General features: G+C 47.5%; 18 protein-coding genes. 9 read left to right on the top strand and 9 right to left on the bottom strand.

The window, feature by feature from the left end:
• A complete protein-coding gene (locus RIF36_RS00640) occupies positions 1-615 on the top strand; it encodes a class I SAM-dependent methyltransferase (protein ID WP_350118552.1) in 615 nt (204 codons plus the stop codon).
• Between the two features lie 36 nt (positions 616-651).
• Here RIF36_RS00640 and RIF36_RS00635 read toward each other — a convergent pair whose 3' ends face one another.
• From RIF36_RS00635 to RIF36_RS00625, 3 genes are all read right to left on the bottom strand, one after another.
• A complete protein-coding gene (locus RIF36_RS00635; RefSeq protein ID WP_350071887.1) occupies positions 652-1,329 on the bottom strand; it encodes a VLRF1 family release factor in 678 nt (225 codons plus the stop codon).
• A gap of 79 nt (positions 1,330-1,408) precedes the next feature.
• Entirely contained in the window at positions 1,409-2,164 is a 756-nt protein-coding gene (locus tag RIF36_RS00630; RefSeq protein WP_350071889.1) for a DUF5715 family protein, read from the bottom strand.
• A gap of 255 nt (positions 2,165-2,419) precedes the next feature.
• Positions 2,420-2,917 carry a hypothetical protein gene (locus tag RIF36_RS00625; RefSeq protein ID WP_350071891.1) on the bottom strand — a complete coding sequence of 166 codons (498 nt, stop codon included), beginning with the start codon at positions 2,915-2,917 and terminating at the stop codon, positions 2,420-2,422.
• Positions 2,918-3,195: 278 nt separating this feature from the next.
• Here RIF36_RS00625 and RIF36_RS00620 point away from each other — a divergent pair, with 278 nt between their 5' ends.
• The gene (locus RIF36_RS00620) at positions 3,196-5,136 is read left to right on the top strand and encodes a hypothetical protein (protein WP_350118549.1); all 1,941 of its coding nucleotides are present in this window, start codon (positions 3,196-3,198) and stop codon (positions 5,134-5,136) included.
• A 62-nt stretch (positions 5,137-5,198) separates the two neighbouring features.
• Here the strand turns inward: RIF36_RS00620 and RIF36_RS00615 are convergent, their stop codons facing one another.
• The 5 genes from RIF36_RS00615 to RIF36_RS00595 all read right to left on the bottom strand — a co-directional run bounded on the left by RIF36_RS00615 (position 5,199) and on the right by RIF36_RS00595 (position 13,001).
• Positions 5,199-5,483 (bottom strand): hypothetical protein, encoded by a 285-nt coding sequence (locus RIF36_RS00615; RefSeq protein WP_350118546.1) that lies wholly within the window; start codon positions 5,481-5,483, stop codon positions 5,199-5,201.
• Between the two features lie 57 nt (positions 5,484-5,540).
• Positions 5,541-6,878, bottom strand: coding sequence for an alkaline phosphatase PhoX (locus tag RIF36_RS00610; RefSeq protein WP_350071897.1), 1,338 nt, complete (start codon positions 6,876-6,878; stop codon positions 5,541-5,543).
• Positions 6,879-6,949: 71 nt separating this feature from the next.
• A complete protein-coding gene (locus tag RIF36_RS00605; protein ID WP_350071899.1) occupies positions 6,950-8,047 on the bottom strand; it encodes a phosphatidylinositol-specific phospholipase C1-like protein in 1,098 nt (365 codons plus the stop codon).
• 81 nt (positions 8,048-8,128) lie between these two features.
• Entirely contained in the window at positions 8,129-9,880 is a 1,752-nt protein-coding gene (locus RIF36_RS00600; RefSeq protein ID WP_350071901.1) for a RagB/SusD family nutrient uptake outer membrane protein, read from the bottom strand.
• A gap of 49 nt (positions 9,881-9,929) precedes the next feature.
• Positions 9,930-13,001, bottom strand: coding sequence for a SusC/RagA family TonB-linked outer membrane protein (locus RIF36_RS00595; protein ID WP_350118543.1), 3,072 nt, complete (start codon positions 12,999-13,001; stop codon positions 9,930-9,932).
• Positions 13,002-13,491: 490 nt separating this feature from the next.
• On the opposite strand from RIF36_RS00595, the gene RIF36_RS00590 reads away from it, so the two are divergent.
• From RIF36_RS00590 to RIF36_RS00570, 5 genes are all read left to right on the top strand, one after another.
• A complete protein-coding gene (locus tag RIF36_RS00590) occupies positions 13,492-16,059 on the top strand; it encodes a M14 family metallopeptidase (RefSeq protein WP_350149247.1) in 2,568 nt (855 codons plus the stop codon).
• Between the two features lie 236 nt (positions 16,060-16,295).
• Positions 16,296-16,916: a TatD family hydrolase gene (locus RIF36_RS00585; protein WP_350118537.1), complete on the top strand. Its 621-nt coding sequence runs from the start codon at positions 16,296-16,298 to the stop codon at positions 16,914-16,916.
• Positions 16,913-17,629, top strand: a complete 717-nt coding sequence (locus tag RIF36_RS00580; protein WP_350118534.1) for a tRNA threonylcarbamoyladenosine dehydratase — start codon at positions 16,913-16,915, stop codon at positions 17,627-17,629. The genes RIF36_RS00585 and RIF36_RS00580 overlap by 4 nt, the downstream gene beginning before the upstream one ends.
• 141 nt (positions 17,630-17,770) lie before the next feature.
• A complete protein-coding gene (locus RIF36_RS00575; protein ID WP_350149246.1) occupies positions 17,771-18,760 on the top strand; it encodes an SDR family oxidoreductase in 990 nt (329 codons plus the stop codon).
• 116 nt (positions 18,761-18,876) lie between these two features.
• Positions 18,877-19,839, top strand: coding sequence for a M14 family metallopeptidase (locus RIF36_RS00570; RefSeq protein WP_350123470.1), 963 nt, complete (start codon positions 18,877-18,879; stop codon positions 19,837-19,839).
• 103 nt (positions 19,840-19,942) lie between these two features.
• Here the strand turns inward: RIF36_RS00570 and RIF36_RS00565 are convergent, their stop codons facing one another.
• Positions 19,943-21,964, bottom strand: a complete 2,022-nt coding sequence (locus tag RIF36_RS00565) for a M13 family metallopeptidase (RefSeq protein WP_350123467.1) — start codon at positions 21,962-21,964, stop codon at positions 19,943-19,945.
• Between the two features lie 195 nt (positions 21,965-22,159).
• Here RIF36_RS00565 and RIF36_RS00560 point away from each other — a divergent pair, with 195 nt between their 5' ends.
• Together RIF36_RS00560 and RIF36_RS00555 are read left to right on the top strand one after the other, a co-directional pair.
• Positions 22,160-23,200 carry a helix-turn-helix domain-containing protein gene (locus tag RIF36_RS00560; RefSeq protein ID WP_350123464.1) on the top strand — a complete coding sequence of 347 codons (1,041 nt, stop codon included), beginning with the start codon at positions 22,160-22,162 and terminating at the stop codon, positions 23,198-23,200.
• 84 nt (positions 23,201-23,284) lie between these two features.
• The gene (locus RIF36_RS00555) at positions 23,285-24,397 is read left to right on the top strand and encodes a type 1 glutamine amidotransferase domain-containing protein (protein ID WP_350123461.1); all 1,113 of its coding nucleotides are present in this window, start codon (positions 23,285-23,287) and stop codon (positions 24,395-24,397) included.
• Positions 24,398-24,528 lie beyond the last annotated feature (131 nt).

The raw sequence follows: 24,528 nt of genomic DNA, 5'->3' as shown, positions 1-24,528 counted from the left end.
ATGGGGGAGTTTTGGGAAACGAGCTTTGTTGAGAAGCAGGCCATGTGGGGCTTTGAGCCATCGAAGTCAGCGGTGTTGACAAAGGAATTTTTCGTACAGAAATCGGTGAAGAACATGCTTATTCCTGGCATTGGCTACGGAAGAAATGCACAAATTTTCAGAGACAACGGAATTGCGGTAACAGGGATTGAAATATCAAAGACGGCTATTGTGCTGGCAAAAAAGCATTACGGTTCAGGGATGACCATCCATCACGGTTCCGTGGTGGATATGCCGTTTGATGCTCATCAGTACGATGGCATATTTTGCTATGCGCTGATTCACTTACTGGACGCCAGCGAAAGGGAGAAACTGGTTCGTGACTGCTACAATCAACTGTCACAAGGTGGCTACATGGTTTTTACTGCCATTTCGAAAGAAGCGCACACCTATGGAAAAGGCAAGCTTGTGAGCAAGGACAGGTATGAAATATTCGAAGGAGTGAAAATGTATTTTTACGACAGAGCATCCATTCACGCAGCCTTTGACAAGGCCGGGTTGTTTGAAATAACCGAAGTCAATGAGAGCTTCCCCTTCTTTCTGATCAAATGCAGAAAGGCTGAGCAGGCGGGTTAAAATGCACCGAAATGCTATCGTTCATATCAGGCCTGCCTATTCAGCAGCTATCAAAGGCTCCATCAAGCGTTTGTTTGGCTCCTCGTAAAACAAGGTCGGTGCCTTTAGTTTTTTGATCGCTGCCTCCAGGTGGGTGAAATTGGACTGCGGAATGTGCACCGGTATTTTGTAGAGCCTGAGGTCGTTTTTCTCAAAAGGGCATTTCACCTTCGATTGATACAAATAAGGGATCAAGGTCGTATTGCAGTTGAGCGCCAGTCGGTCGATGGTATAGGTGTCCAAAATCTCCGTTAAAGTCAAATTGATCTTTTCAAAAAACTCAATTGTTTCAGCCAACCTCACTCTCGAACCGGCCCGGGATCTGCCTTTCTTTTTCAGGTATTTGATCTGGCTGAATCCCTGCTTCTTGCGGGTCATATAGGCCCCAAACGTGGTGTGATACACATTCTCCCCGCCCTGCATCATGCTGATCGTGGCATAGCCCGATTCCATGCTTATGTACAACACCTGCGCCTGGTCGGTGATGATGGACAGGTCCCCGTTCAGTGAAAAATGAAGCGGCAGCCGAATGTTTCCCAAGGGGTTCTGGTCAGCATCTTTCAATACGATAGTGTGTTTTTTGAAATGATACTCGTGTGCCGGAAAATGCTGCTTGACCAGCTTGCAAAGCTGCCTGATGGGTAGGTGGTAAAGGTTGGCACTTAGCTGACTCATCGCTTGAGCAAGTAAATGATAATCATCTTAATATCAATTAGATATACTACGCTTGTTCGACCTTTGGCATTGTTTACAATCACCTGACAGTCACATGAATGCATTTCGTCTGACTCTCCAGCAGCACATAACACTTGCCTTCCTCCTGCAGCTTGATCAATTCACGCAACAATAGATTTCTCAGGCGGTAGGAATACACAGGCGTGCTATTTCCTCTCTCAAAAAACCGTGTTTGGGCAATGTCAAACGTTCGTCCGTAATAATGCGACGAATTATTGGCCGTAGCATTAAGGTTGTTTTTGCGGAGCGACTTTTGATCTTCGATGGTTCGCAAGATAGATGTAACCGAAAATCGATAATTGATCATTCCTAACTCTTCCAATTGGTCGCAAAACCTTTCCCCAACAAGAGTTAGGAATTCTTCAGCAGGCGGCTGCAGGTAAGGCAGTGAATTGGTTAGGTGGGGAATTTCATAGTACTTGTTATCGGTTATTTCGACAAGTTTGTATCGGCTACCAAAAGCTTTGGCGTCTGTTTTATGCTCCGCTTTTGATGCCAATGGCTTTGCAAGCCCTTTTGCCTTGGCTACCTCAAGATGATAGTCGTTTATGTATCGGTGTACAGCTCTATTTTCTTCTTTTGAAAGCACCGCAACGGGCACCATATCTTCAGTTTTGCCTTTTGCTGTTGGACTTAGCGCTTCGAACAGTATAAACAAAGCCCCCGTTACCACTCCCGTAGCTATGAGGACTTTACGAGGGCTATATCTGCTTCCCTTTTGATTGGTGGCAAGGTTCCCCTGGGGAAGCCGTGGAAAATTCCCATGTCTATTCATGTGCAAAGCATGATTTCTACTGCGAAGTGAACACTTTATGCCGACTTTTCAGCGAAAGGGAGAATATTTAAATCTCTTTCATTGGCTGACGAGTGGTGATCAACACTTTCTTGAGCGGCGTGTCCCTATTTGAGGATGTCTGCTTTATTCGGGCCGTAAGTCCTTTTGAAAATGGCTTGGATAGCCCTTCCGACCAAAGGATAGCTTTTCACTATCAATGAATGCTATGCTCCAAGAAATCCAACTTGAAAGCATTTAGCTCACAATCACTTTATCCCGAGTGATATCCTCATAAAAATGATGAATATCAAACATCTGCTGAGCACCAAGCTTTTGACCAGCCTGGCTGAAGAGGTATAAACCTACTGCAAGCGCTGCTAGCACAGGAACGCCCCACAAAACCGAGGCATCTTTACCCAAACTCCAAAGACTGGCTCCCCATATGCCAACGAAGAGTGAAAGGATTCCTGTGGCCACGTACCCGAAAAAGAAAAAAGCCCAAACGGTGGGATTGGGGCCATATAAGCCTCTTACAATCACATCGTTGCCCTCCTGGTCAAATGACAAATGCAATTGCGGAGACCAAAAATGTCTTTCGCTGGGATGAATCCTTATATACAGGTGGTCGGGCAAGTGAGTACAGGTGAATTGTTTCCCCAGCTCCGGCGCCGTACGGATGGTTACTTCCAGCTCCTCTTTTTGGGTGTTTTCAATGCGGTGCTTGAACCGGGGTCTTATCCTAAAACTTGACATGGGGGAAAGTTAAGTGTTAATCAAGATTCTGGCAATGAGTTCTGTCAGCTGAGTAAGAAACTAATGCAAAGCTTCACTTTAAGCCATATAATTAATTGTTAATGAGCATATTAAAATCAGACAATCACTTCCATCCGTCACATGCCACGGCTAACTGGCATTTTCCGAAACACCAGTTGGAAATGATTCCCCATTGCTTACAATATTCCGAAAATTGATTATTTTTCTAATTATTGCTCGATAATTTCAAGTAGTTCCCATTAAGTAACGTCAAAGCTATGTTCCGATCAAGAAGAATGATTGTCTGGTACGGTCTGTTGCTCATTGGCTGTACACCCAAAGAGGATGCTAAGCAACCTGTTGATTCGCCAGAATTATTCCCTACCTGGTTTGCTGAATTGAGGCGAGGTAGTCTGGAACAAAACAATAGCCCTGAAGATGTAAATCTGACTACTTCGGTGGCTTACAAGAATGAGGCTGAAGGGGTTGTTGTTGTGAATTTTTCAGAAACAGTCGGTTCTGCCACCCATAACTATGCGGTTGTATTGGGACTAAAAACCAACAACCTGGACGAGAGCGATGCGTTGGTTGATGTTCGTGAGGCGCTGAAAAGAGAAAATTTTATGGGATCTCTTTATAGTGGAAACTTTAAAAGCCTCGAAGCTGATTTCAACGGTGACACAATTCCCGAATTGGTTTTGGATGGAGTGAGAAATTTCAGGACAGATTTTCAGGGAGAACTATCGGTGTTTACTTTTTCGAGAAAGAATGATGGTTATGCTTTTGAAAGTGTCTTTAAGGAAACTGTTAGCTACGAGGCAGGAATTTGCGATGGCGTTATTGGCAATTCTGCCAATATTTCTGTCGATAAAAGCGATCCAAAAAAACCTATGTTGTCTGTAACTCGCCAAAGCGGCTATAGAAATGATAGCGAAAGCTGTAGCGACTATGAGCAAGCTGAGTTTCGAACTGGCTATTATTGGAATGAAGATATTGGGTCTTTTGTGGTGACATCTGGCCCATCCCCGGATCCGTTTCATCTGCTGTCGGTACTTCAGGCGAATTCGTATGAAGCCGACAAACAAAGATCTCAGGATAGTGAATCAGCCTATTCGACAGCGATAGAGCTTTTGCAGTATTCGAAAAACTCAGCGGTATACAATCAGCGAAGCATGATTTGTAGTGCAAGCTGCAACGCTCGGGATGAGGTTATTCTAGCGTTTGTTGACAAAGGTGTTTGGAGAGTTATTAACGCAAGTTTAAATGGAAAGTTTGCAGGTGAATTGAAGCTTGACGAAAACCGACGCCTTGTTCTCACAAAAGATCAGGAATTGCTTAACGCTGGTACGGTCGAGGCGGAGTACAACTTTCTCCTATTTCTTGTCGAAGGGAATACAAAAAGCACGAAAATTGACATAGCTGCCTATGGCAATGACCATTGCGAGTCTGAGCAATATCTCTTTCCTGAGCGTCTGGCGTTGATGCAAAACGGAAATAAACTGTGGGTGGAGAAAATTTATGAGGAGCGAACAGGAACAGAAAGTGGTTCTATTTGTGAGAACTTCGAGGTTGCCGTTACCGGAAGCGAACGATATGTATGGAATGAATTGACAGGGCGCCTGGAATTTGATTTTGGGCTTACGGAGATTGGTGAGGAAGACTTCGCAACCTCTGTCCCTTCTCCGTTTGACACTACCAGTCTCTCAAACCTTCTTACACCTGTTCCAGCCGAGTGGATGATAGAATCAAAAGGCGAAGCCACTGAGGTCAGGCTACCGGGCCTTCAGCCCATTGTTTTAGACGGGATGCTCATTTCAGACACTGATGGTGGAGATTATTCGGATAAAGAAGGGAAATTTCTATCTTTTGATGGCGTCTTGAATGATAATATTCTGGTGGTAAGCATTACCGGTTTTGAACAAGGAGGTATGCTTTTTATCGAAAGTAAAACTGGTGCAGTTTTTTCTACCGAAGCTTATATCATGCGAGCGGTCGTATTCCCCAACATGCGCCATATAGTGTTTTTTGTAAATGATGTTGTAAGTGAAGGAGGCTCCATTAAAATTTTTACAATGAGCGGCCCCTTGCAAATGGAATCTTTGACGGATTACAGCTACGTCGGAGGAAATGAATCGCCCCGGTTGACAGGGGACTTTACTGTGGACTACAGAAGCGCCGCAAACGGCCGATACAAGAGACTGAGGATTGGGGGGAGTTAAGCGAATTGCGTCTGGAGCAACTTGGATTAAGGCCCCCCTTATCTGACGCTGAAAAGTAAAGCTCACCCCACTTTCGACTCCGAATACAAATCATAGGCCGCTATCAATGATTCATTGCTGCTGGCAACGGGGTACCTTTCGTAAGTCTGTATTTTCTCTCTGGCCTCGGCGTATACTGGGAGATACTTTGAGTCCAGCTCGTCCCAAATGATCAGCATATAGGTGTAGCTGAGCTTGCTGTTTCGGCCCGCTTCCAGCCAGTCATTAAAAACCTGTTCGTCAAGTGTTGTGGGGAAATCTGAGCCGTGAAACATAGAGGAAGGAGAATGAATTGTGTGAATTTTCACGCAAGTTAAGGAGCCACCCTGGTTCACCAAAATAGCCCCTTTTTTTAAGCCAGTAAATTACACTACCTGAAGCTTTTCCCACGGCCCGGTGATAGCCAGCGTTTCCCCATTTTCCTGCACATTGACAAAGAGTGTTTTGCCTGAAGGTGAAAAAACGGCACCGGTCAGCTCCGATTTCGAGCTTTGGTTGACAGCAAACAAGCGCAGCTCCCCTTCTCTGTTGATGAAGTGCATGCGGTTGAGCTCACCGTTGTCTTCACAAACCAAAACTTCTCCCCATGGAGCAATAGTCACATTGTCGCACATGTGCAGGACGGTCTTGTCTTCTGATTCAGCGAACAGTTCCAACTGTTCTTTCTCAATGTCGTATCTAAATATTTGCCCGAAATTTTTGGGGCCACCATTGGTGCAGGCGAAGTAAATTTGGCCGTCGGCATGCCACATGCCCTCGCCCCGTGCAAAGCAGGCTGCTCCTGCTTCAAATCCCCTGATTCTCAGGTCGTCAAGTGGAGAATCGACCCCGTCCACATCCTGCCATACCACAGGATAGCCTACCCCCTGCTCTACACCTCGCTCCTTCCAGTTTCTGGTGTCCAGTTTGGGGCGGTTGTCTATGGCCAACGCCTGAAGCTTTCCGCCCTGATGCAGGTCTTCGGGGTTTTCAGGAATAAAACGGTAGATGAGGCTGTCAGATGCATCTTCAGTCTGGTAAATGATGCCCGTTTGCGGGTCTACAGCTACGGCTTCGTGATTGAAGCGGCCCATGGCTTTAATAGGTCGAGGATCTACCAGCCCCTTGGCGTCAGCAGGCACATCAAACACATAGCCGTGGTCTTTTTCGATATTTTCGCCATCCGCTTTGGTGGTGTCTTCCTCACAGGTAAGCCAGCTGTTCCATGGTGTGACTCCCCCTGCACAGTTGCGGTAGGTTCCCGCCAGACTCATGAACTCTTCTACTACCTCCCCTTTTTCTTCATCGTACACCAATGTGGTTGTACCACCCAGCCCCGGGAGCTCGCCTTTCCCCGCATCATACAGTTTGGATATATCGACCAACCCAAGCAACTTCCCTTCCAACCCAAAAGGGCTGTTTTCCAGTGGTGCTGGGCTATTCTCGTGATTACGAATAATGACAACCTTGCCATCAGCCCGTGCAAATGCACCCATTCCATCTGCTCTGCCGGGAATCCGCAGGCCGTCGCTCATTGTGTTGCCCGCTTTGGAAATGATTTTGTAGGAGAAGCCTTCCGGCAAATCCAGGTATTTTTCCGGGTCGGATTTTAACAGCAGAACGTTTGATTCGGCGGTGTCCCGACCCTTTTGCACGCATCTGGACAATGACAGGAAACCAAGAGATACTACAGAGGTTTGGTAAAGGAAAGTGCGGCGTTTCACTGGCTTAAGAGTTTAGTTAATGGTTATAAAGTTAATAGGATTTGTTCACGAAGGGTATTTAAACATTCGTATTATGGCAGATCGCATGTTGATGATTTTGTCAATACAGGATTGCATCGCTGATACCTGCCATCACCAAAAACAATCTCAAAATCTTTATTGGGACTGAGCGACTTTAGGTAGTAGTCGGTGGTAATTACCTGGGCTCCCGACCGCATGGCGGCGTCAAACCTGGTTTTGTCTCCCAGCCGTGCCTCTCTGGTGTCGGCATCTGAGCGGGTGCGAACCATGAATCCCTGTTTTACCAGCCCGGCGATCTCTTTCTCCTGCTTTACGGGGTCGTTCATGATAAAGAATGCTGCGTGAGGGTTGTCGCTTTCTGCATTGGCAAACATTGGCCTTGCATAGGCCTCGTCGTTTTGCAGGTACACATCTGTTAGCTCCTTCCCCGCATCGAACACAAAGAGGATTTTGCCTCTGGCATCCGACAGATCCGGCCAGCCCTTGTCTGCCACCGCATCCCGCAGTGTGGCTTGCTTTCCTCTCAACTGCTTGGGGGTGATCAGCTCACTGCGTTCAAAAACCTCCCATATCTCCCGGTCCAATGCGTCCAGCACCTGCTTGTCGAAAGGAATCACTTTGGCAAAGCCAGGCCGGTCGAGCCCATCGCTTTTTGGGTTAATGGTAATGATGATCGGCAAATGATTGTTATGTGCCTTCGACCAGGTGAGGACATCAGAAAGACAACCTTTGAAAGTGGCACAGTGGCTCCTGAAATCAATGTCCGGCACGTGAAGCACCTTGAAACCAGGCTCCCTCATTGGCTCCGCATCATAAGGCTGTGCGTTTACCCCAGCAGTTGTGAGCATTTCCAGTCCTTTAGGGTTCGAAAACAGTCCGCCCTCAGGGTCATATACTACATCAATTTCGAGGCTTCTCAAGCCCAAATCCAATTGATCGGTGATCGGGATATGGGTGTAGGCCAACCCAATGGCCTCGGGGCGATCGGTCAGGATCATGTCCATCAGAGGCTGTTCTATCCCGATTTTGTAGCTGTTGTGACTGCCAATCACCTGGGTCTGATTCATTTTGAGTCCCTGACCGTTCACAGCAGTGAAGCAGACACTGGTCAATATCGCTACAAAAAGATGCTTGTCTCTCGTTTTCATTTAGTGGGAATGAGTTAAAAAAGGTCGAAAGCTTTGGCCTTCGACCTTTTGTAGTGTGCTCTTTAATTAGTTAGTAGTCAATTAGTATCCTTCATTTTGCACCAGGAATCCCTTTTCACTGGACGCACCGTCGATGGCTCTCTGAGGAATAGGGAATAATCTTTTGCGCACATCTGCATCATCTTTGCCTGTCCAGCTGTCCTCGTACTTACCAAAGCGTATCTGATAATTTCTTCTCAGACCTTCCCAGTACAACTCAAATCCAGTTTCACGGAATAATATTTCCGTATCAATAGAAGTCAATGCTGCCGGCGTCTGCTCAGGACGGGCAGTTCTGGAAGTTCTCAGGGTATTGACGTCAGCCAAAGCTCCTGCATTGTCGCCTTTTCTCAATTTTGCTTCCGCACGCATCAAGTATATTTCACCCAAACGAATCAAAACGATGTCTACGCTACTGTAAGAGCAGCAGTTGGGGGCGGTGTGGCTAAACTGGTATTTTGAAAACCTGTATCCGGTGTTGTGCAAACTACCCTGCTCAGTGAAATCAACATTGAGATTATGATCCACATATCGGATATTGGCACCACTTGTCCTTCTGTTGATGACGGGATAAATCCTTACAGAACCATCATCACAAGTCATGATTTGACCGGTGGCATCTTTTCGGGGACCCCAGATAATACCACGAAGGATTCCCCTGTCAATTTCAAAATCCTGGGCTGGCACACAGTAGTAATGGTTTGAGTCATTTTCCGGCGTCACACCGGAAAGGTCTACCAGTTCATCTGGAATCATCGTGTTTTTCATATAAAAACGGGCATCGGCGTCAGCAGGGTCTACGCTGCCGTATGCATCCACCCAGTGCTGGTAAAAGTCAGGGGTGGCAGCCACAGCGTCCGTTCCTCTCGTGCTTGGAAATTCAGGTCTTGGCACCTGATCACCAGATATTGGCCAATAGGCCCAGCGGCCATGCTCAGTAGCCAGCACACCTCTTTGATCCAGGGCAAAAATAAGCTCAGACTTGGTGTGGTTATCGTCGCTGAACAAATCGAAGTATTCGGCTGACAAGGAATGAGAACCAGCAATGATGCTGTTGGTGTATTGAATCACCTTGTCCATGTCTTCGCTTCGGAAGTCAGGAGTACCGTAAGGATCACGATAAACCGCTGCGTTCAGGTACAAGCGAGCTAACAAGGCACTGACGGCGTCTTTGTTCATCCGGCCAGGGCCAACGTCATTGCTCATCACGTCCACTACCGACAAAAGCTTACCTTCGATATAGTCGATGGCTTCCTGTCCTCTCAAAAGCACAGACACGTCAGAGGAACGGTCCTTCTTGAAAACCAATCCCCAGTTGTCTAGTGCCAGCATATTGAGGTATGCATGCATGGCAATCATTTCATAAAGTGGCCCTTGCGCATCTGCATTTCCTTTTTCTACTTCTTCCCTCAGCCTTTCCTCGGCCACAACGGCCCTCGAAAGCGTCAGGGTAATATATGTCCAGGAATCCGCCACCAGTGAGTTGCTGGGAGTCATCAAATGCTGGTGAACGGCGATGAATTTGCCGCCATCAAACCAGTCGGTACCACCACGGTATGGCAAAATGGCTTCGTCGGAAGCCACTTCCTGAAGCCCGAAGTTGACGGTATGCAGCCAAACCTGACGAAGAAGGCCATATACCGGTGCAATGGAACCGCTAATGACTTCTGCCTCGCCTGTTCCAGTCAGCGACTCGTCCAAAATGTCTTCTTCGAGATCGGTACAACCAACGAATGTGAGCAGCACTACGATGATCGGCAGTACTTTACTAAATCTTATATTTAAAAAGTTCATATGATTTCTATTTTCTAAAGTAATACTAAGAGAACTGAGTGTTTTCTTTTTAGAACGTGGCATTGACGCTGATCAAAAACGTTCTTGCCTTTGGATAAGTGAAACGGTCGATACCAAAGGTTTGAATACCACCTGTGGTTGATCCTGTGTTGATTTCAGGGTCAAATCCGGTGTAATCTGTGATCACAAACAGGTTTTGACCGGTTACCGATACACGGATGTTCTGGAAGGCATCTCCCAAGCCGACCTTGTCTGAAGTCAGGTTGTAGCCCAGTGTAGCATTGTTCAGCCTCATGAAGGAACCATTCTCCAAATATCGTGTGGATACAGTGTTGGCATTTGAAATTGCCTCATTAGGGTATTGAGTCACAAAGTCAGTGGCATTGTTCGACTTGGTGAGTTGCGCCTTGGTAAACAGCGTCATGGCAGTGTGATTGTATATTTTGCTGCCGGCAATTCCGTTAAAGTTGAAGCCCAGGTCGAAACTGTTATACCTGAAATTCAGGTGATAGGCATACAGCAGTTTTGGAATAGCACTGCCCACAACGGTGCGGTCATTATCCAATATAGCGCCATCTCCGTTAACGTCTCTAAACATGTTAAGTCCATCGGCTCCAATGCCGTCAAATTGGAACATGTAGAAAGATCCTATCGGCTCATCGTTGATGTAGCCATTGATGGTTGCACCAGTTTGTCCAGAACCCTGAGCGGCACCAGTGGTCAATACAGCGTAAGGAGAGTCTTTTACCGTGTTCTGGATGGATGTCAGGTTGCCTCCGATGTTGTAGGAGAAGCCGCCCTGTCCTTTGCCATTGTATTCCAATGCCAGCTCAATGCCATTGTTCTGAATCTTCATGTCCTGGATATTAGTCCAGTAGGTGGACGTTGGCTGCACGGGGTCAGCAGGTGTAACTTCCAGCAAAATATTGGACGACTCTTTATTGAAATAATCCAGGCTACCGGTGATCTGATTGTCAAAGATGCCAAAGTCAACGCCGACGTTCAGCTGGGTGGATACTTCCCACTGCAGATCTGGGTTTGCCAGGCGAGTGAAAACAATTCCGTAAGGATAGCTGTCAATTGAATTGCCATCAGGATCCAGCGGGTACGTGCTAAGGCTTTCAGCGCCTGTTATCAACCTGTCTTCCGAATAGCTTGCCTTGGTGATCTTAGAAGGGATTTCCTGGTTACCGGTTTGTCCCCAGCTTGTACGCAACTTCAGGTTATCGAAAAATGAATTGTCCATGAAGTCCTCATTGCTGATGTTCCAGCCCAGGGCAACAGACGGGAAATACCCATACTTGTTGTTCACTCCAAACTTTGAAGACCCGTCAGCACGAAGCGTGGCAGTAAACAAATATTTTTCGTCAAAAGTATAATTAACCCTTCCGAAGAATGACTGCAACTCGTTTCTAATGGCAGACGAGCTTACTGAAGTAGGATATTCAGCTGTGCTGGTTTGATCCTGGTATTTTGGTTCGATATTGTTGTTGGCAAAGCCCCTGTAATCGAAGTTCCTGTTTTCTAAAAGGAATTCCTGGTAAGAGTGACCACCAAGTACGGTAAGATTGTGCACATCCTTGATCCAGTTGTAGGTGATCGTGTTTTCGACCAGACTATTGGTATTGTTACCTATAAGTGTGGACAGTGATCCGTCTGAAATATTCGACTCATTGATCACATCAGGAAAAGGCTCATACTGAGCATCCCTGGTCGTGGCAGAGTAGTCAACCCCAAGATTCAACTTATAAACAAAGCCATCAAACAGTTCAATTGACGGGGAAATACTCGCCAGGATGCGGTTGTTAACAGCCAGGTCACTGTAGATGTCATATCTGGTGAGTGGGTTCAAAGCATTTGTTGTCAACAATGTAGGCTCACCGTCGGTATAGGCCGGAATGGTTGGGTTCAGGCTAATCATGTCTGCAATGGTAGATGTAATACTCGGGCGCAGGTTTTCTGTGTGCGACGCAGTAAGGTTATAGTCTACCTTCAGCCTTCCATTGAGTGCCTTTTGGTTCATATTCAGTTTCCCGGAATAACGTTCCAGGTTGCTATTCTTCAAAATACCTTCCTGATCCTGAACACCAACTGAAGCGTAGTACGAGAACTTCTCAGAAGCGGCCCCGCCAACGGAAAGGTCGAATTGCTTCGACAGGGCGGTTTGGGTCAATTCATCCTGCCAATCAGTATTTCCACCGAAGTCTTCCAGCGTTCCACCTTCACCCGTCACATTCTGCCGAAACTCGTCGGCACTAAACACATCAATTTTCTTAGACATCTTAGACCAGGCAGTAGAAGCTGAAAAATTCATTTCTGTTTTTCCAGCCTTTCCTTTTTTGGTAGTGATAACTACCACGCCATTTGACGCTCTGGAACCATATACAGCGGTGGCACTGGCATCTTTCAAAACGTCGATGCTTTCAATGTCGTTGGGATTAAGGAAGTTGAGGGGATTGGTATCAAAACCTTGAGAGCTGTTGTCAAGCAGGAAACCATCCACCACGTAAAGCGGTTGCGTTCCAGACCGCAAACTGCCAATTCCCCGGATGATCACATTCTGTGCAGCACCAGGTTCACCACTGGCAGTTGTTATGTTTACACCAGCAACTTTCCCCTGGAGCAATTCCCCTGGGTTAGTTACAACTCCACGGTTGAAATTTTCACTCTTCAATGAACCAATGGCTCCGGTTATGTCGGACCTTTTCTGCGTACCGTAACCTACCACGACCAGCTCGGCCAATGTTTCAGAGCTCCCGGCAAGTGATACCGAAATCTCCGACTGACCACCAACCGTTACTTCCTTTGTTTCAGCGCCAACGAAGCTAAATACCAGGACGGCGTTGGCCGACGATACATTTAGTCGGTAGTTGCCATTGACATCACTCACAGTTCCGTTGATGGTGCCTTTTTCCAGAATGTTCACTCCGGGCATGGAAGCACCTTCTTCGTCGGTAACTGTTCCGGATACTATTATTCCAGCCTGGTACATGCTGTTTTTTGCCAACAGCTCTTGTGATGGCAGGCTGCCCAAAAACAACAAACCTGCTATCATTGAGGACTTAAAGCCCAATGTTAGCAAGCGGCGCCCCGTGTGGAGCATCTGGTACAAATTTTTCATAGAAACGCTTTTAAATATTATGGATTACTAAATTTTCCTCCGGCCTTGTTCAGCCGAAATAAAATTCAAAATAAAGGGAGATCGGAAAGACGAAATGAAACTCTCTGTTAAGCTTAGGTTAGTGGCTTACTAAGGTTTTGGACGTTACTTAATGTAGATTTCACCTATGGCCCAAATCGCACTTCAATTTGCTGACCGCCCACTTTTTGGCCGCCTTGGCTGAAAACACATTAAGTGCTGAAAAACAAAATGTTATTGCAAACCATAAGCCTTAAGGCTTTAACTGAAAAAGTTGACAGACTTTGAATAGCACTTAACGGTTGCTTAACCTATGAACAATAGGATCAACGATGTGCATCACCACCAACCGCCCTTCATCCTATAGAGCAAACCATAACCTGAGTCCTTTCAATTTCAGTAGCGATGAAATAGATTGAAAATATCAATCAATCCAAAACCATCTCACATGACTCAAAATGCTTTACTATTAATGAAACGCTTCCTGGGAGCAGTCCTTCTGGCAGCATTTTTAATCCCCTCCTACGCTCAATCACAGGACATTCCCACGCCGGAACAGTTTTTCGGCTTCAAAATGGGTGCCGACCGGAAGCTGGCCCACTGGAATGAGCTGGTGAAATATTATAACCAGCTAGGCGAAGCCAGTCCACGCATGAAAGTGGTCAATATGGGAAAAACGACCCTGGGCAATCCATTCCTGGCCTTGTACATCTCATCGCCAGAAAACCTGGCGAAACTGGATGAGTACAAGGCTATGAACGCCAAACTGAGTGACCCCAGAGGCGTGCCACAGGCTGAAATTGATCAGATCATTGCGGCAGGGAAAGCCGTGGTGGTGCAGTCGTTCGGGCTTCACTCCAGCGAGGTGGCCGCTTCGCAAACGGCAGCAGAGTTTACTTACGACATGCTCAGCCGCAATGACACAGAAATGACCACCATTCTCGACAACGTCATTTCCATTGTGATTCCCTGCTTCAATCCTGACGGTGAAATCATGATCACCGAATGGTATAGAAAGTATGTGGGCACAGAATACGAGGGTAACAGTATGCCCTACCTCTACCATCACTACATCGGCCACGACAACAACCGGGATGCCTACATGCAAAACACCATTGAATCTGTGTACGGTGCAGACATTATTTTCAGACAATGGATGCCACAGGCCTATGTAGATCATCATCAGATGGGTGCTTACGGTGCCAGGATCTACGTGCCGCCTTACGCAGAGCCCATCCGTCCCGACGGCGATCCGTTGGTGTGGAGAGAAATGTCGTGGTATGGTGCACACATTGCCTACAAAGAAGAAGAGAACAACAAGTCGGGAGTGGTGAATGCGGCTATTTACTCAGGCTGGGGCCATTTTGGGTTTCACTGGATCACTCCTTTCCACAATATTGCCGGTATGTTGACCGAGTCGGCCAGTGCCAGGTTGGCCACACCGCTTTATGTGCATCCTGATCAGCTGGAAGGTAGCATTCATGGCATGCCGAAGTACGAGGCCCAGACCTCCTTCCCTAACCCATGGCCCGGCGGATGGTGGCGGGTGCGTGACATTGTAGAGCAGCAAAAGATTGCCGCACTGGCCATTGCGGACATTGCAGGTCGCAACAGAGAAACCGTATTGAAAAATGCCTACCTGAAAGCTTCCAGGCAAACGCAACGTGGTGCCGAAGGTGAAGTAAAAGCCTACATCATTCCGGCGAAGCAGCACGATGCACTCACGGCCAACAAGCTGGTAAATGTGCTACTGGGTCAGGGTGTGGAAGTGAAGAGAATTGACTCGCAGCTGATTCATGAGGGTAAAGTGTATGGCGCCGGTTCTTACGTGGTCAGCATGGCACAGCCCAAGCAAGGCGTGGTGCGCTGGTTGCTGGGCCGTACGTTCTACCCTGACAATGAGTACACCCGTGACCGCAACAACGACCCCATCAGACCCTACGATATGTCGACAGACAACGTAGCCGAATACATGGGTGTGCGGGTTGATCCGGTGGGCACTCCTTTAACTGGTAACTACCCCAGGGTAACGGAAAAAGTGGTGCCTAAAGGCACGGTGTATAAAGGAAGCAAGGGCTACGTGTTGTCGGGCGCTAACAACGATAGTTTTACAGCGCTTAACTTACTGTGGGACAATAAAGTAAAAGTAAGCAGGGTGGCCAAAGCAGGCAGCGGGGTTCAACCTGGCGACTTCGTGGTGGCTTCAGTGTCTGCCGATGTGGCCGAAAAAATCGCTACGGAAACCGGCGTGGACTTTAAGCCGCTGGAAGCAGATGTGGCAGCCATTACCCAGCCGATGACACGCCAGCGTATTGCACTATTTCAGCGCTATATGGGTGGTAACATGGATGAAGGCTGGACGAGGCTACTGCTGGAGAATTTCAAATTTCCTTATACCACTTTGATGGACAAGGAAATCCTGGCCGGCGAGCTTAACAAGAAATATGATGTGATTGTGTTGCCCGACGATGGCCTGGGTGCCATGACAGGTGAAGGTGGCGGTGGCCGCAACCGTGCTGAAGACTTTCCGCCCGAATACAGAAGTGGTTTTGGGCAAAAAGGCGTGGATGCCCTCAAGGCCTTTGTTGAAAACGGAGGAACACTGGTAACGTTTGGTAGTGCCGGTGACTTGCCTATCGAAAAATTCAAGCTGCCAATTCGCAATGTGGTAAAAGACGTAGCCAGTCAGGAGTTTTGGTCCCCGGGCTCTACCCTTCGAATGAACTTCGACAATTCGAATCCACTGGCCTACGGCATGCCTGACTCAGGTTATGGATTGTTTGTTGGCAACAACGATGTGTATGAGATAGTGCGCTCCGACGTAGGGCATACGATAGACCGCATCATCACTTACCCAAAAAGGGACATTTTGCAAAGTGGTTGGTTGCTTGGCGAAGACGTTATCGCTGAAAAGGCAGCGATGGTGTCCGTTGGTTTAGGCCAGGGAAAAGTGGTGATGATCGGCTTCCGTCCTCAGCTTAGAGTACAGACTCATGGCACGTTTAAACTAGTATTTAACTCACTGATTTTAAGCAAATAATATCGCTTAAATTAAAGTGAAAATTTGAGACGTAAGGCAGCGGCTTTACGTCTTTTTTGTGCCTATTTAGGTCTGTCGGTCACTACATTTTAGCTGGCCTTGTAAAGTTCTTTCGAAAACCGGAACGACACGGTATTTCAGGGCTAAGCACTATCTTTGACCCCGACTGGATCGTCCATCGCACAATGAACACCATCTTCCGCCACTCCCATTACCTCGATTTCCATACACACAGTATGCGGCAGACAGACCGTGCCAATGTGATGGAAATTGTGTCGTTGCACCTGAGAAAAGACAAACCACACCAATACTTCACGGTCGGGATGCATCCGTGGTGGACAGAACAACCCGTAACGCCAGCGCAAAGGAAAGAGCTGGAGGTAGCACTTTCCGACCCTAAATGTCTGGCCATGGGCGAAATGGGACTGGACAACCTGAAAGGGCCGGCAATGGGCATGCAAATGGATATCTTGAGAAGTCAGCTGGCGATTGCAGAAGAGCTGGGTAAATCGGTGATTATCCATTGCGTTCGAGCTTTTGGACAGTTAAGCGAAATCAAAAAACAGTTTCCTGGTATTGAGAAATGGTGCGTGCATGGCTATGGCCGCCATGCTACACTGGCTAAGCAGCTGATCGATCAGGGGTTTTATCTCTCGCTTATGCCTGGCCTCCCTCCCACTAAATACATTGAGTTATTTAAGTCCATACCGTATGATCACCTATTTTTGGAAACAGATAGCATGCCTGATGTGAGTATTATCGATGTATATGAAACGGTCGCCGTATTGATAGGTATAGAGATGACTGAACTTCAACGGCAAATGAACAATAATGCAAGAGAGTTTTTCGGAGTATGAGTGATTGGTTAGAAAGAACAGAGCTGTTAATAGGCAAAGAAGCCTTAGACAAACTAAGAAACGCCCACGTGCTGGTAGTTGGTCTTGGCGGCGTGGGCAGCTATGCAGCAGAAACGCTTGTAAGGGCTGGTCTGGGAAAAATCACCATCATTGATGGAGATGACGTAGACCCTACCAACAAAAACCGGCAGCTCCAGGCATTGAACTCCACCATCGGCAAACAGAAGGCTTTTGTACTCAGAGATCGTTTTCTGGACATTAATCCTGAACTGCAGGTTCAGGTAGTGGATAACTTCATGGAGCCTGATGTTATGCATGCCTTTCTGCTACAGAACCATTTTGACTTTGCCTTGGACTGTATCGACAGCATTGTTCCCAAAATGTCGATGATATTGACTTTGAAACGGATGAAAGTCAAATTCATTTCGTCGATGGGTGCCGGCGGCAAGCTGGATCCATCCAAAATACGGTTGGCCGATATCAGCAAGACCCGGGAGTGCAAGTTTGCCCAGCAGGTGCGGAAGAACCTGAAAGGCAAAGGCGTAACCAAAGGTGTTTTATGTGTTTATTCTGAAGAGGTGCAGCCTGCACATTCTCTTAAGCTTACCGATGGCTCTAAATACAAGAAGTCGTTTTATGGCACCATTTCCTATATGCCCGCAATGTTCGGCATGACCATGGCCGCCGAGGTGATTAAAAGGCTGACGGTTTAGGAGAGTAAAGAGGTCGCCCGGCTGGATGCTCTATGCTTGCGGACAGAGCATCCAGCCGGGCGACCTCTTTACTTCATGGCCACAATCCTCGCAACTTTCCCCGATCTTCGTACCTTAGCCACCTAAGCAGAACCGTAGAAAATGAAGGTATTATTCATCGGAGGAACAGGAAACATCAGCACAGCCACGAGCAAATTGGCCATTTCAAGAGGGATAGATTTGTACCTACTCAACCGGGGCAAAAGCCCTCTCACAGTCGAAGGTGCCAAGTCCATTACCGGCGACATCAACGCACCAGCCCAACTGGGGCAAGCATTGGCCGGGCATGAATGGGATGTGGTGGTCAACTGGATTGCTTTTACAAAGGAAGAGGTAGAACGAGACATCAAGCTGTTCGCTGGCAAAACCAAACAGTATATTTTCATCAGCTCCGCCTCGGCCTACCAGAAGCCAGCCACGCACTATCTGATCACTGAATCTACCCCGCTTTTCAATCCGTTCTGGCAGTATTCCAGGGACAAGATAGCCTGTGAAGATGCCCTCACCCTGGCTTATCGGGAGCAGGGATTCCCTATCACCATTGTACGCCCATCGCATACCTACGACACGGTGATACCAGTAGCCATGGGCGGCTGGACGGAGTACAATATCGTGGACAGGCTTCGCAAAGGAAAAAAGATCGTTGTACATGGCGACGGCACCTCCCTGTGGACGCTCACCCATTCCGACGACTTTGCTGTCGGGTTCGTTGGTCTGCTGGGCCACCCAAAAGCCGTTGGTCATGCATTTCACATCACCTCCGACGATGTGCTGAGCTGGAACCAGGTTTACGAAGGACTGGCAGATGCCGTTGGCGTTGCCCCGAACTTTGCCCACATTCCGTCCGACTTTATCTGCCAGCACTGGCCCGACCAAACCGGCAATCTGCTGGGCGACAAAGCTCACAGTGCCGTATTCGACAACACAAAGATCAAAACCTTTGTGCCGGCATTTAAGGCCACCATTCCCTTCCATCAGGGTATTCGCCGCACACTGGCATGGTTGGAAGGAGATGCCTCAAGGAAGGTAATCAACCCGGACACTGAAAAGGAACTGGATAAGCTTATCGAAAAGTATGAAAGGCAGCGCTGATTGGAGCCAACTATAAAAAGTAACGCCACTACCGATCACAACATAAGTTTGGCCCGTCAAAAACACGGCTTTTCGCTGCAGTTTCTTTTGTACATTAATGCCGCAAAATGACCAAAATGAAAGAACTGATAAGACAGCTGGTGCCCGGCCTTAAGGCGCTGACAGCCGGAACAAAAACAACGGGCCATATTCCGGTAGCTGGAACGCCCATTGAGATGCCCTTTACTTTGATCTGTGGCACAAAGCAGGGAAAAGACATTCTTATAACTGGCGGTGTTCATGGGGGTGAGTACCCCTGCATAGAAACGGCCATACAACTGGCCAAAGAGCTTGATCCAAAGGAGGTCGCTGGCACGGTGCTTATCATTCACCCGGTCAATACCGCTGCTTTCCTGACCCGAATGCAGTATTACGGGCCATACGACGGTAAAAACCTGAATAGGGTGTTTCCAGGCAAAGCCACCGGCACCGTCAGTGAGCGAATAGCCTACGTTGTACATCAGCTTCAAAAAGAAGCAGACTTTTTCATTGACCTCCATGGTGGCGATATCCATGAGTCGCTGATTCCTTTCGTTATCTATTCCAACGTGGGAAGCAAAGAAGTGGCCGAACAATCTCGTCAGGCGGCTGCCCTACTGGGCTTCCCCTACGTGGTGGGCTCAGTATCTGAAAATGGTTCCATTGGCGGTGCTGCCACAGTTGGCACACCGGGCTTTCTGGCGGAGCTTGGGCAATGCGGGCGATGGAATCAGGACGAAGTAGAACAATACAAAGCGGCTGTCAAAAACGTGCTCCGTTCATGGGCTACGATACCCGGGCAAGTTCAAACGCATCAGGTGGAGTATCTGGAAAAAATGCTGGTAGCCACTGCTCTCCATGAGGGGTGTTGGTACCCTGAAGTGAAACTCGAAGCCAAGGTGACAAAGGGGCAGAAATTGGGCGAAATACGGGACTTTTTCGGCACCAAACTCAGCGAGTATCATGCAGAAGGTAACGGTATCGTCCTGTACCTGGTCACTTCTCTTGCTATCACAGCCAATGATCCCCTGTATGCTATTGGTGTTCAGGCCGCAAAATAGCACTGTGGCTGGAAACTCCGTATCTGAACCTCCAGCCAGCTATTTAGGCACGGCAAAGCCATAAAACGATGCCGGCTTGCCACCACACTACTATCGTATTACACTACCAAATTCTGATTCTCTCCTCTACCGGCTTATAGTTCTTATCGCCGGGCTGCACGTTGAAAGCTTCATAAAAAGGCGTGAAGTTCATCAGCGGCCCGTTCACTCGCCACATCGCCGGAGAATGGGGATTGGTATTGACGTAGGTGCGTAAAAACTCGTCACGTGTTTTCACTCTCCAGATCCTGGCGATAGACAAAAAGAAGCGCTGATCCGGGGTGAAACCGTCAATTTTCGTCGTGTCCTGGCCCTGCGCTGTCAGTTTAAAGGCGTCGTAGGCAATGGCTATACCGCCGTTGTCAGCTGTGTTTTCACCCACAGTCATCGCACCCTTGATATGCACGCTATCCAGCACGGTAAATGAGCTGTAGCGATCAATTACCTGCTGTGTTTTGGCTCTGAATTTCTCAAAGTCCTCATCCGTCCACCAGTTTTTAACATTGCCATCTTTGTCGTATCGTGCTCCCTGATCGTCGAAAGCATGGGTCAGCTCGTGACCTATCACCATACCAATGCCGCCGTAGTTAATAGCATCGTCGGCATTCACGTCGAAATAAGGATATTGCAGAATGCCTGCGGGGAACACTATTTCGTTGAATGAAGGCCTATAATAGGCAGTAACTGTGGAAGGTGACGGCCCCCATTCGTGCCTGTACGGGGCCTTGTTTAGTTTCCCCAATTGATATTGATAGTCATCCTTTCTCAAAGCAAGGACGTTCTCAAAGTATTTGCCCCTGTCCATTTGAACATCATACTCTCTCCAAATATCCGGGTAGCCCAGCTTTTTGGTGATCGCATTCAGCTTTTCTTTGGCCTTCACTTTCGTGCTGTCGCTCATCCAGTCGAGCTGAGTGATCCGGTTTTCGAATGCCTTCTGGAGGTTGTTTACCAACTCCGAAACTCTTTTCTTCGCATCCTCCCCAAAATACCTCTTCACATACAATTGGCCGAGCGCAAAACCCATTTGCCTGTCCACAACGTTGGCGATTACCTGTGCCCGGGGCTTTTCAGTGGCCTGGCCCGACAATGCTTTATTGTACTCGAAAGACGCATCTTCAAAAGCCTTACTCAATATCTGATCGTAGGAGGTGATAGAGCTAGCCTTCAGGTACACCTTCCAGTCGTTGATCGACACAGTGCCCAGCATAGCATTCAGCTTGTCAAAATAGGCCGGTTGCCTGATATCTACTGAGTCGGTATCCAAACCAAGCCTCTCAAGCAAGGCCACCCACCCGATATTAGGTTGCTGCTTTTGCAACGCCGCCACCGCCATTTTGTGGTAATTTTCTTTCACATTTCTGCGTTCTACCCTCGTTTTGTGCGATGTAGCCAGCTGCTTTTCAATATCGTAAACAAGGCCAGCCTTTTTGGCCGCTGCGTCTGGAGCGTCGCCCGTCAGCTCAAACAAGGCGGCTATATAGCCTCTGTAGGCACTCTGAATACCGAGCGACGAGGAATCGGTCTTGAAATAATAGTCTCTGTCAGGTAAGCCGATGCCTGACTGGCCAAAATGGGCAATATTGATGCTGCTGTTGGCATCGTCTGGAGAAATGCCAAAGCTGATGATGGAATTGTCGTCCACTTTTGCTTCTGCAGCCACGAATGTCATGAGCGAGGCCAGGTCTGTAATGGCATCGATGCTGGCAAGAACTGGCTTAATCGGTTCATATCCCCGCTGGTTGATAGCGGCTGTGTCCATGCCGGAGGCAAAAAAATCGCCAACTTGTTGTTCAATGCTACCAGCAGGGTTTTCACTTTCCGACACTTCCTCCAGAATACTTTGCAGTAGTTTTTTCTGAGGAATATTCAGGAAGCTATAGGAGCCCACGCCTGATTGATCGTCAGCAATTCTTGCTGTGTCGTACCAAATGCCGTTCACATAGTTGAAGAAGTTGTCGCCAGGTTTGATGGAAGGATCAAGTCCCGCCACATCCACATATTGTCTTTGTGGCGCACTTTGCTCTTGCTCTTTACAAGCAAACACAAAAAGGGCCAATACAACGAAGTAAAGTATTCTGTTCATAGGTTTGATTAGTTTTTCGGAAGTTAGAAAGAATTCAAAATGGTGCATCGCACTATTCCGTTAGCGGAAAGCATAGCAGGAATTTCGCATGATGACCAAACTCAATATACACCGGTCATTGCTTTTCCTGCCGGGCTTGCAACACAGGCAATACAAACCTTCAGATACTCATAATTATTTGAGTAATTTCAGCCCATGTCTGCAAATGATATTGTGTTGGTCATTGTGAGCGGCCTGGGCGTCATACACGGCCTGTTTCTTTCCATATTCTTGTGGATTTACAGCAAAGGAAATAGCTTGTCTAACAAGCTACTGAGCGTGTTACTGATCGTCCTTTCGTTCAGAATCGGCAAGTCCGTATTTCTGGAGTTTGCCGAACATCTCGATGTCAAGCTAATCTTTGTTGGGCTAGGAACAATTATGGCCATAGGCCCGCTTTTCTATCTGTTTGCACAATCTTGCGTTCGAAAAGCAAAGTCACTCGATAAATTGAAGTGGGTACATTTCGTACCAGCTTTGGTTGGTGTTTGGTTTGGTTTATGGTTGGACGAACCCGATTTAGAAACTATCCCCAAGTGGGTATTCGCAATACTTTTTTTAACCTACTATCTGCATTTTATCATCTACCTTGTTGCTGGCCACAGCTACATCCGAAGGCATCGACTTGAACTCAATCAGGATGTGTGGAAACTTCTTCTCTTGCTGTTTTATGCCTTGTTAGCCATTTGGACTGTGTACGTGTTGAACCTTTTTGATGAGACCGTCCCCTATATTGTTGGACCGGTACTGTACTCTTTTGTGGCCTACGTAGTTAGCTTTGAGGTGATCCGCAAAGGGTATATAGCGAAGATTCACCTGACAAAATACAAGACCACACCAGCGTCGGAAGAGCAAATAGACCAACTATTCGAACGGGTGCTGAAAATCGTTGTGGAAGACTCGCAATATAAAAACCCTGATCTTTCTTTGAACTCACTGAGCAAGGCCGTTCATGCGAGTCCTCAAATGCTTTCTATGGCCATTAACCAAAAGAGTGCGAAGAACTTCAATAGCTTTGTGAACACGTATAGGATTCAGGAAGCCACCCGACTGTTGCAGAACTCCCGGTACGACAACCTGACCGTTGCCGCCATTGCTTTTGAAGTAGGTTTCAATAGTATTTCAAGCTTTAACACGGCCTTCAAGACCCAAACAGGACAAACCCCTCAAACTTACCGCAAGCAGTTACCGAAATGATAGTTTAATCTATCGAAATGGTCATTTCGAAAGCTATTGATAAGGCATAGGCTCACATTTGCCTCAAACAAATATGAAAATGCTATGTCAAAGAAGAAAGCAATTATCAAATGGACAGCTGTCGCATTCGTAGGTTTGATTATCTCTGTTTTTTCGTTCGGCTATTGGTTTTTGAGCCTCATCCCGCCTCCAGTGGTAGCGAAAGCCACCCTGCGGCAGACGGTAACCGACGACCTCCCCTATTTGGCTGAAAACACCATTTCGGGCAGAGGAAAAATTCTGGCCGTTGTCACCAATACTGCCGAGATGGGCGACAGCGAAAAAACAACAGGTTATGAATTAACAGAGCTAGCAAGGGCGTACTATGTTTTTCATGCCAATGGGTTCGAGGTCGACGTTGCCAGTCCGTTGGGTGGCACGCCACCCGTGGTAATAGATGCCGACGACATGAGGGAGTATGACTACGCATTTCTAAATGACAATGTAGCGCAACAAAAGATAGCCCACAGTTTGGCGATGCAAGACGTAAAGCCAGACGACTATCAGGCCGTATTCTTTGTGGGTGGCAAAGGTGCCATGTTCGATTTCCCGCAGAATACACATGTCCAATCTCTTGTCCGTCGGTATTATGAATCAGGAAAAGTGATTGGCGCCGTTTGCCATGGACCTGCAGCCCTGGTTAACGTTAAGCTGGCCAGCGGTGCGCTGTTAGTAGCCAACAAAACAATAAGCAGTTTTACCAATGAGGAAGAGCTTTTGTTGATACCGGATGCCATGGATGTCTTCCCATTCCTTCTTCAGGATAAGCTGATGGAGAAAGGGGCTTATTTTAATGAGGGCAGCATGTACCTGAATCAGGTAAGCATCGACGGGAATTTGGTAACCGGACAAAACCCCTGGTCTACCTGGAGCACAGCGGAAAGCGTTGTGGAACAACTCGGCTACACACCTAAACGCAGGGAAATAACTACGGAAGAGAATACCGTCGCCATTTTACAAGCTTATGAAACCGGGGGCTACAACAAGGCGAAGGAAATACTCAGCAACCACTGTAATTCCAATCCCAATGCCATTGATAGAGAGCTCCTCGCTGTGCATAGTTTAGTGGCGGCAATGCAGTTCGACCTTCTTAAGGCAATCGAGCTAGTACAACTTCTGTCATTTAGTAATGATGCTGTAATCAACAAATCAATATAAACTAACAGGCGCTTGCCAAAACCGTCAATTCCCTATACTATTCAAAATCAAGCGGAAAAATTGCTACTGAAGAGTGGTTTAAACATTTTTCTCTTGCTTATTCATTAGCTCATTTGCGCTTATAGTAGTAT

It is taken from the genome of Imperialibacter sp., from assembly GCF_040222815.1.
Taxonomy (GTDB): domain Bacteria; phylum Bacteroidota; class Bacteroidia; order Cytophagales; family Cyclobacteriaceae; genus Imperialibacter.
This window is presented reverse-complemented; position numbering and strand designations above follow the sequence as displayed.